Origin of the sequence: Oscillibacter sp. KLE 1728 (assembly GCF_934833455.1) — a bacterium.
GTDB lineage: Bacteria > Bacillota > Clostridia > Oscillospirales > Oscillospiraceae > Oscillibacter > Oscillibacter welbionis.
This window is the reverse complement of record NZ_CAKVVF010000099.1, coordinates 1-7,389: the sequence shown is the minus strand read 5'-3', so window position 1 is coordinate 7,389 and position 7,389 is coordinate 1. Positions and strand designations below refer to the sequence as shown.

6 protein-coding genes and 1 other annotated feature are annotated in these 7,389 nt (G+C 60.7%); of the genes, 4 read left to right on the top strand and 2 right to left on the bottom strand.

Annotated features, from left to right (window positions below):
* The first annotated feature begins 57 nt into the window (after positions 1-57).
* Positions 58-304: a binding site (T-box leader), on the top strand.
* A 56-nt stretch (positions 305-360) separates the two neighbouring features.
* The 3 genes from ileS to QVE23_RS09785 all read left to right on the top strand — a co-directional run bounded on the left by ileS (position 361) and on the right by QVE23_RS09785 (position 4,801).
* A complete protein-coding gene (gene ileS, locus QVE23_RS09795; protein WP_287968099.1) occupies positions 361-3,123 on the top strand; it encodes an isoleucine--tRNA ligase in 2,763 nt (920 codons plus the stop codon).
* 206 nt (positions 3,124-3,329) lie between these two features.
* Entirely contained in the window at positions 3,330-3,815 is a 486-nt protein-coding gene (locus QVE23_RS09790) for an RNA polymerase sigma factor (protein WP_187014225.1), read from the top strand.
* Complete coding sequence (locus QVE23_RS09785) at positions 3,815-4,801, top strand: zf-HC2 domain-containing protein (RefSeq protein ID WP_215688509.1); 987 nt, start codon at positions 3,815-3,817, stop codon at positions 4,799-4,801. The genes QVE23_RS09790 and QVE23_RS09785 overlap by 1 nt, the downstream gene beginning before the upstream one ends.
* A gap of 51 nt (positions 4,802-4,852) precedes the next feature.
* On the opposite strand, the gene QVE23_RS09780 is transcribed toward QVE23_RS09785, so the two are convergent.
* Together QVE23_RS09780 and QVE23_RS09775 are read right to left on the bottom strand one after the other, a co-directional pair.
* Positions 4,853-5,380 (bottom strand): LptM family lipoprotein, encoded by a 528-nt coding sequence (locus tag QVE23_RS09780; protein WP_287968094.1) that lies wholly within the window; start codon positions 5,378-5,380, stop codon positions 4,853-4,855.
* A gap of 28 nt (positions 5,381-5,408) precedes the next feature.
* Positions 5,409-6,701 (bottom strand): S1C family serine protease, encoded by a 1,293-nt coding sequence (locus tag QVE23_RS09775; protein WP_287968092.1) that lies wholly within the window; start codon positions 6,699-6,701, stop codon positions 5,409-5,411.
* A gap of 180 nt (positions 6,702-6,881) precedes the next feature.
* On the opposite strand from QVE23_RS09775, the gene deoC reads away from it, so the two are divergent.
* On the top strand, positions 6,882-7,389 hold a 508-nt coding region (gene deoC, locus QVE23_RS09770), incomplete at its 3' end, for a deoxyribose-phosphate aldolase (RefSeq protein ID WP_287968090.1).

Here is a 7,389-nt window from a genome sequence, read left to right as displayed (position 1 = left end):
TAAACTTTTCCCGTTGACAAACCCCGCAAAAGTGGGTATAGTAAAGGGAGGATATGCATATCTGCGAGGATGGGGACAGTAGCCCGTCCCTCCGATGCCAAGAGAGCCGCCGTATGGTGCAAGGCGGACACGGAGGACAGCGGTGAAGATCACCCCGGAGCATCCGGCTGAACCGGCAGTAAGCCCGGACGGCAGAGGGCCGTTATCTTCCCTTTCCCCCACGGCTCGTGGGGCAGAGCGGCCGCACCCGGTGCGGCAACAAGAGTGGTACCGCAGAGGTTTCTTAGTGGCCTTTGTCTCTTACGGAGACAAGGGCCATTTTTTTGTTTTCAAATATATTTTCATACACGGAGGTAACACATGGAGTACAAAAAGACGCTGAACATGACCAAGAGCGGCTTTCCCATGCGGGCGGGTCTGCCCAAGCGGGAGCCGGAGATGCTCAAGCACTGGGAGGAGCTGGACCTGTATCATGAGCTGCTGAAGAAGAACGAGGGCAAGCCCCGCTTCGCCCTGCACGACGGCCCTCCCTTCTCCAACGGCGCCCTGCACATGGGTCACGCCCTGAACAAGTCCATCAAGGACTTCATTACCCGCAGCTACGCCATGCGGGGCTACTACACCCCCTATATCCCCGGCTGGGACAACCACGGTATGCCCATCGAGAGCGCCATCATCAAGCAGAACAAGCTCAACCGCAAGGCCATGGGCGTGGCGGAGTTCCGCTCTGCCTGCCATGAGTTTGCCGACCACTATATCGATGTCCAGCGGCAGGGCTTCAAGCGCATGGGCGTGGTGGGTGATTGGGACCACCCCTATAAGACCATGGACCCCGCCTTCGAGGCGCAGGAGGTCCGTGTGTTCGGCAAGATGTATGAGAAGGGCTACATCTACAAGGGCCTCAAGCCCGTGTACTGGTGCCCCCACGACGAGACGGCGCTGGCCGAGGCGGAGATCGAGTATCAGGACGACCCCTGCACCACGGTGTATGTGAAGTTCCCCATGTACGACGATCTGGGCAAGCTCTCCCATCTGGATAAGAGCAAGCTGAACTTCGTCATCTGGACCACGACCATCTGGACCCTGCCCGGCAACCTGGCCATCGCCCTGCACCCGCAGGAGGAGTACGCCGTGGTCCGTGCCGACGGCGGTGAGATGTATATCATGGCCCGGCCGCTGGTGGAAAAGGTCATGAAGATCGGCGGCGTGGAGCACTATGAGATCGTGGAGACCCACCCCGGCGCCTTCTTCGAGAATATGCTGGCCAGCCACCCCTTCCTGCCTAAGACCAGCCGTCTGGTGCTGGCGGATTACGTCACCATGGACTCCGGTACCGGCTGCGTCCACACCGCCCCCGGCTTCGGTGCCGACGACTATCAGACCTGTCTGCGCTATGGCATGGATATGGTGGTGCCGGTGGACGATCAGGGCCGCCACACCGACTATGCCGGCAAGTACGCCGGGATGAAGACCGAGGAGTCTAACCCCGTCATTCTGGCGGATATGAAGGAGAGCGGCGCTCTCTTTGCCAGCGAGGAGATCGTCCACAGCTATCCCCACTGCTGGCGCTGCAAGCACCCCATCATCTTCCGGGCCACCCCCCAGTGGTTCTGCTCCGTGGACGCCTTCAAGGACGAGGCCTGCGCCGCCTGCGACGAGGTCCGCTGGGTCCCCGGCTGGGGTATCGACCGCATGAAGAGCATGATCCGGGAGCGCGCCGACTGGTGCATTTCCCGCCAGCGCCGTTGGGGTCTGCCCATCCCTGTGGTGTACTGCAAGGACTGCGGCAAGCCTGTGGTGACCGACGAGACCATCGCCGCCATTTCCGAGATGTTCGGCAAGGAAGGCTCCAACGCCTGGTTCGACAAGGACCCCGCCGATTTCCTGCCCGCCGGTATGACCTGCCCCCACTGCGGCGGCAAGAGCGGCTTCGAGAAGGAGACCGACACGCTGGACGGCTGGTTCGACTCCGGCTCCACCCACTATGCCTCCATGAAGCGGGATCAGAACTTCTGGCCTGCCGATATGTATCTGGAGGGCCTCGATCAGTACCGCGGCTGGTTCCAGTCCTCTCTGCTGACCGCCGTGGGCGCCTTCGGCAACGGTGCGCCCTTCAAGGAGTGTGTCACCCACGGCTGGACCGTGGACGGCGAGGGCAAGGCCATGCACAAGTCTCTGGGCAACGGCGTGGACCCCGCTGACATCTTCAACAAGTACGGCGCGGACATCCTGCGTCTGTGGGCGGCTTCTGCCGATTACCACGCCGACGTGCGCTGCTCCGACGCAATCTTCAAGCAGCTCTCTCAGAACTACCTGAAGTTCCGCAACACCGCCCGGTACTGCCTGGGCAACCTGGACGGCTTTGATCCCAACAATCTGGTGGCTCCCGCCGACATGCTGGAGCTGGATCGCTGGGCCGTCACCCGTCTGAATGCCCTGATCGAAAAGTGCGCTCAGGCGTACAACGACTACGAGTTCCTGGTGGTGACCCACGCCGTCAACGATTTCTGCGTGGTGGAGCTGTCCAACTTCTATCTGGACATTATCAAGGACCGGCTGTACTGCGATGAGACCGACGGTCTGGCCCGCCGCAGCGCCCAGACAGCTCTGTATCTGATCCTGGATACCATCACCAAGATCATGGCCCCCATTCTGTGCTTCACCGGCGACGAGATCTGGCTGGCCATGCCCCACAAGGCGGGTGACGACGACCGGAACGTGCTGTTCAACGATATGAACGGTGTGTTTGCCGACTACGCTCTCTCCGCTGACGAGATGGCCAAGTGGGAAAAGATCATCGAGGTCCGCGACGCCGTCAACGGCGCGCTGGAGACCGCCCGTGCCGAGAAGAAGATCGGCAAGAGCCTGGAGGCCGATGTGGCCCTGACGGTCCCCGCCGAGGACGCCTTCCTGGCGGAGATGGACGGCGCTGCTCTGGCGGATCTGCTGATCGTCTCCCAGGTGGAGGTCACTGTGGGCGGCGAGCTGGCGGTTTCCGTCAGCGAGGCTGCCGGCACCAAGTGCCCCCGCTGCTGGAAGCACAGCACCGCAGCGGACGAGAACGGCCTGTGCCCCCGTTGCGCCAGCGTGATCGCAAAGTGCGCTGACTTCGGCGAGGTCTAAGCGTCTTATCCGATTCAAAAGTATACGAAACACCCCCGGTGTGCATCCGCGCACCGGGGGTGTTTTTGTTGAGGAAGCGGTGAAGCGGATGTCGGCGGTGTACGCAAGGAGACGAGCGGGAGTTGCTTTTTGAGAAAATATTTTTTAGAATGACTGTAACGAACCGGTCTGGTTCCGGCACAAATCAACAGAAAGGGGGGGAGAGCATGACGGATTTTGACCGGGCGTACCGGGAAAACGCGGAGCTTGTGTACCGCTATGTGTTCTCCCTCACCCGGAATGCGGATCTGGCGGAGGAGGTGACCCAGCAGACCTTCTACGAGGCCATCCGGCATCCGGGGAATTACCGGGGAGAGGCGGCGCTGTCCACCTATCTCTGCGGGATCGCCGGAAACCTGATGAAAAAGGAGCTTTCCCGCCGGGCCAGGGAGAATCACGTTCCCATCGAGGAAATGACGGACCTGCCGGGGGAGGGCAGCGCCGAGGATGCGGCAATGGGGAATCTGAGCCGGCAGGAGCTGTTCCGCCGTATCCACGCCCTGCCGGAAAAGACCCGGGAGGTGGTGTATCTCCGGCTTTCCGGGGAGCTGCCCTTTTCGGAGATCGGGGCGATCTTAGGGGAGAGCGAGACCTGGGCGAGAGTGACCTTTTACCGGGCAAAGCAGAAATTGTTGGAAGGAGGCGGTGTGTAATGCTGCCGTGCCATATTGTGAGAGACCTGCTGCCGTCCTATCTGGAGCACCTGACGGGGCCGGAGACGGAAGCTGATATTTGCGAGCATCTGGAATCCTGTCCGGACTGCCGGGCAGCCCGAGACGCCATGGCGGCGGACCTGAAAGCGGAAAAAGCGCCGCCGCCGAAGCTGAATTTTTTGAAGCGGCTCCGCTGGCAGCAGCGGCTGGGGGCCATATTGTCCGTGGCGGCAACGCTGCTGTGCCTGGTAGGGCTGTATCGGCTGGAATACTGCTATGACCTGACCGACACGGCGGAGATGAAGGAGATCATCCGGGAGGATCTGGTATCCATTTCTGGATTTCCGTATCACGGAGAGGTGGATGTTCTGGAAACTGCGACGGTAAAGGATCGGATGTTTGTTCTGTACCGGCTGGAACAGAATGGAACGTTTGAACGGCAGGGTATTTATCAATTCCAGCGGGGCTTGTTTGGCGGATACCGCTTTCGGAGCAGAGAATATGACACCTGTCCCATTGTGAATACGAGCCTGATCCAGATAGGCAGACAGCGGTACCTGGAGATCTACACCGCAAACTGGCCGAAGGAGGCTGCCAGCTTCCGGGTATTTCCCGGGTACCGTCCGCCTGCTTATGACGGCGAGGAGGAGATCCTGCCGGACATCAGCACACTGGCGCCGGTGTATGAGGGAACGGCGGCCAAGAGTATCCTTCAGGTGATCCCGGTGACGGAGGAGCAGGTCAAGGCTGGCTTTTTCGGTAGCATGTCCGTGGCTTACTATGATGCGGAAGGCAGCCAGTTGGATACAGGGGAGCTGATAAAGCTGTACCGGAATTCGGAGGGCGGCTCCGGCGGCGGGGGAGGCGGCAACGGAGCTATTTGGCCTGTGGATGTTTTCCAGGTGATCCTTGTCATTTTGGGTATCATTATGACCCGGTATTTCCTCTGCCCGGAGCCGAAAAAGGAACGAAAAGATCATCTATAAAAAGGTCCCCGGAGCAGCGCTCCGGGGACCTTTTATACGGTTCTTGTCTGTTTAGGCTGCGGAGTCAAAGGCTTCTTCCATCAGGAAGATGGTGCCGTCCTTTCCGCTTTCCACAATGGCGTACTGGCGGAGGGCACCGTCCGCGTCCACATAGGAGACGCCCCGGTTAGGGAGCGTTTCCACAAAGGGAATGGCCAGCAGGAGGGGACGGTCCGGGGAAAGGGCATCCGCCGTGTAGAGGTCATCATCGCGGGTGAGCGTGAGCTGGTCGCCGCCCTCCCGGAAACCTACGATGAAATAGTGGAAGTCCGTGACGGAACGGGTGGGCAGGAGAACGATCTCGGCCATGGGGTCCGTCTCCCGGTAAGCGTCATAGCTGCCCTCTGTCAGACCGGCATCCTCTGCGGGAAGGACGGAGAGGGCCTCGCCTTCTAAGGCGGGGGGTTCGGTCTGGGCGGGAGGCTCGGATGGCTCTGCCTGCTGGGGCGGCTGCTCCGGGGCGTGATCTGCTGGTTGGCCGCAGGCTGCCAGACACAGCAGCAGGAAAACGGCCGTCAACAGGGCCAGGATGCGTTTCATGGGATCACTCCTTTACAAGCGGGAAAGCTCAGTCCTTGTCCTTGGCGGCTTCGATGGCCTTGACCTCCTTCAAGGTCCAGCCGGAAACCGTCAGGTCGGCGGCCATCACCGGGTCCACAGGGACAGCCAGATACATATTGTTGCCATAGGTATAAGCGCCGGAGGTGACGCCGATGACCTGACCGTGGGCGTTCATCAGCGCGCCGCCGCTGCTGCCCCGGGAAATGTCGGCGGAGTTGACAATGCAGGGCAGGGCATAACGGTCCAGCTCATGAGCGGTGGAGCCGATGATGCCGGAGCTGATGGCCAGCCCCAGACCCAGAGGGTTGCCGATGGCGTACACCGGATCGCCGGGGCGGATGTCCGCCGTGCCCACCAGATCCAGATAGTTGAAAGCGGAGGTGGTGCGGCGGGACTGATTGGTCCGGGAGACCTTGATTACGGCGATGTCGATACCGGTATCGTAGTAGAGGACCCGCTCTACCTCGTAGGTTTCTCCGTTGAGGAGGGTGGCGGTGGCCTTGATGGAATCTTCGATGGAGTGATAGTTGGTGACGGCCAGACCGTCGGCGCTGATGAAGAAGCCGCTGGCGTCGGCGGAGGAGACCTCATCGTGGACCTGCTCCTCTGTCTCATACAGGCTGAGCTGGAAGGCGGCGGAGAGGTAGCGGTCCGCCAGCTGGCGGGCGGTATAGTCCTTGTTCAGCAGGCCCAGAGCGTTGGCGGCGGAGGCAGTGCAGACACCGAGGTCCATCAGGCGGGAGAGCACCGTTGTTTCCGTTCCCTTATAACAGAAATCCAGCGCGTCATAAATGGCTTCCGCCAGATCGCCCATGGAGAGGATGCCAATTAGCTGGCGGCCGGTGAGTCCGATCCGCCAGGCGAAGGCTGCGGCGTCGGAGATCTCAAAGTCCCCGGTCTTGTCGCTGTAGCCCAGCATCCGCAGCAGCATAGCACACCAGGCGTCGGCGTTCAGGTGACCGTTGGGATCAAACTGTACGTTGCTGACGCCGGAGATCCAGCCCCGGCGGTTGGCGTAGTTCGCAGCGGTGCGGGCCCAGTCCGGCACATCCCGGAAACCGGCAAACCAGCCGTCAGTGTCCGGCTTTTTCTCGCCGCCGGCCAGACGAACCAGCAGCACGGCGGCCTGAGCCCGGGTGGCGGGCTTCGTCAGATCCCGACTGGGATCTTCGGAGAGCAGATGCAGCACCGTCAGGGCATCGGCCCGGCGGGCAGCATCCCCGGTCTGGGCGCTGGCCATGGGGACGGTGCAGATGAGAAGCATCACCGCGCACAGCGCGGAAAGCAGTCGTTTTTTCATGGGAAAGGCTCCTTTTGAATTTGGTGGCATTCATTGTAGCACCGAATGAGGTGGATTGCAAGACACCGGAGCGTTGGGCAAAAGAGGGGGGAGATGGACAGTAGACAGCGATCAAAAAAACTGGTATGATAAACATATCGAGGAAATAAGCTTAACTTTTATGATAAGGAGTGACTTAAAATGGAACTGAAAGACATTTTGAGCAAGTGCGATCACACGCTTCTGGCCCAGACGGCCACCTGGGACGAGATCAAGGCCATCTGCGACGACGGCATGAAGTACGGCTGCGCCAGCGTGTGCATCCCCGCCAGCTATGTGAAGCAGGCGGCGGAGTATGTGGCGGGCAAGCTGCCTATCTGCACCGTCATCGGCTTCCCCAACGGCTACGACACCACTGCGGCCAAGTGCTTCATGGCCACCGACGCCGTGAATAACGGCGCGGAGGAAGTGGATATGGTCATCAACCTCGGCTGGGTGAAGGACCGGAAGTGGGAGGACTTGCTCTCGGAAATCAAGGCCATAAAGGAGGCCTGCCACGGCAAGCTGCTGAAGGTCATCATCGAGTGCTGCTTCCTCACCGACGAGGAGAAGATCAAGCTGTGCGAGATCGTCACTGCCTCCGGCGCGGACTATATCAAGACCTCCACCGGCTTCGGCGGGGGCGGCGCCACCCGTGAGGACGTGGCCC

Bases quoted from the DNA above. Each gene is read 5' to 3' on its own strand.
- QVE23_RS09780 (WP_287968094.1), bottom strand. From the start codon at position 5,380: ATGAAACGCATCCTGGCCCTGTTGACGGCCGTTTTCCTGCTGCTGTGT.
- QVE23_RS09790 (WP_187014225.1), top strand. From the start codon at position 3,330: ATGACGGATTTTGACCGGGCGTACCGGGAAAACGCGGAGCTTGTGTAC.
- QVE23_RS09775 (WP_287968092.1), bottom strand. From the start codon at position 6,701: ATGAAAAAACGACTGCTTTCCGCGCTGTGCGCGGTGATGCTTCTCATC.
- ileS (WP_287968099.1), top strand. From the start codon at position 361: ATGGAGTACAAAAAGACGCTGAACATGACCAAGAGCGGCTTTCCCATG.
- QVE23_RS09785 (WP_215688509.1), top strand. From the start codon at position 3,815: ATGCTGCCGTGCCATATTGTGAGAGACCTGCTGCCGTCCTATCTGGAG.